This window comes from Nocardioides sp., assembly GCF_035429765.1.
In the GTDB taxonomy this organism is placed as follows: domain Bacteria; phylum Actinomycetota; class Actinomycetes; order Propionibacteriales; family Nocardioidaceae; genus Nocardioides.
Window position 1 is genome coordinate 11,747 of sequence record NZ_DAOMFK010000080.1, and the last position, 1,465, is coordinate 13,211.

Sequence of the window (1,465 nt, forward strand, 5' to 3'; positions counted from 1 at the left end):
GACCCCTCCGCGGCGTGCTTGACTGGACCCGTCCCGCACCCAGGAGAAGGTGTTCGTGATGCCCGACCTCCACCGTCCGCGCCACCACGTCCGGCTGGTGACGGCCTCGAGCCTGTTCGACGGGCACGACGCCTCGATCAACATCATGCGAAGGATCTTCCAGTCGCAGGGGTGCGAGGTGATCCACCTCGGCCACAACCGCTCCGTGCAGGAGGTCGTGGACGCGGCGCTCGAGGAGGACGTGCAGGGCGTGGCGGTGTCGTCGTACCAGGGCGGGCACGTGGAGTACTTCGAGTACCTCGTCGACCTGCTGCGGGCCCAGGACGCCGGCCACGTGCAGGTCGTGGGCGGCGGCGGCGGCGTCATCGTCCACGACGAGATCGAGCGGCTGCGCGGCTCGGGCGTGACGATCTTCTCCCCCGAGGACGGCCAGCGGATGGGGCTGGCCGGCATGATCAACTCCGTGGTCGCCGCGTGCGACGTCGACCTGTGGGCGGGCCGGCAGGTGGGGGCGGAGGAGGTCCTCAGCGGCGACCGCCGGGCCGTCGCCCGGGCGATCACCGGCGCCGAGCAGGGCCGGCTGCCCGAGGGGGTCCTGGACCGGCTGCGGACGGCCGCGCACGGACGGCACACCCCGGTGCTCGGCATCACCGGCACCGGCGGCTCCGGGAAGTCCTCGCTCACCGACGAGCTGGTCCGCAGGTTCCGGGTCGACCAGCAGGACAAGCTGCGCATCGCCGTACTCGCCGTCGACCCGACCCGCCGCAAGGGCGGCGGCGCGCTGCTGGGCGACCGGATCCGGATGAACTCCCTGGACGGCGACCGCGTCTACTTCCGCTCGCTGGCGACCCGGGGGGCCCACGAGCTCCCCGAGCAGCTCGGGGACGTGATCGACGTGCTGAAGGCGGCCGGCTTCGACCTGGTCGTGGTCGAGACGCCGGGCATCGGGCAGGGCGACGCGGCGATCGTCCCGTTCGTGGACCTCTCGCTGTACGTGATGACACCCGAGTACGGCGCCGCCTCGCAGCTGGAGAAGATCGACATGCTCGACTTCGCCGACGTCGTGGCGATCAACAAGTTCGAGCGCCGGGGCGCCATGGACGCGCTGCGCGACGTCGGTCGTCAGCTGGTGCGCAACCGGGAGGCCTTCGGCCGCCAGCCTACGGACATGCCGGTCTTCGGCACCTCCGCCGCGACGTTCAACGACGACGGCGTCACCGCGCTCTACCAGCACCTGCGGGGACTGCTCGCCGACCGGGACGTGCCACTCGACGAGGGCACGCTGGCCCCGGTGCAGGTGCGCCACTCCTCCTCGATCCGGCAGATCATCCCGGGTGAGCGGGTGCGGTACCTCTCGGAGATCAGCGGCGCGGTGCGTGGCTACCACGCCCGCACCGAGGAGCTGGCCGAGGCGGCCCGGCGGGTGCAGCGGCTGGAGGCCGTGCGCCAGGAGCTGGTCGACGCG

1 protein-coding gene is annotated in these 1,465 nt (G+C 72.3%); it reads left to right on the forward strand.

The features are described 5' to 3' along the window. Positions 1 to 58: 58 nt before the first annotated feature. The coding region (locus PLP61_RS09220; RefSeq protein WP_324502336.1) for a cobalamin-dependent protein at positions 59 to 1,465 on the forward strand (1,407 nt) is incomplete at its 3' end.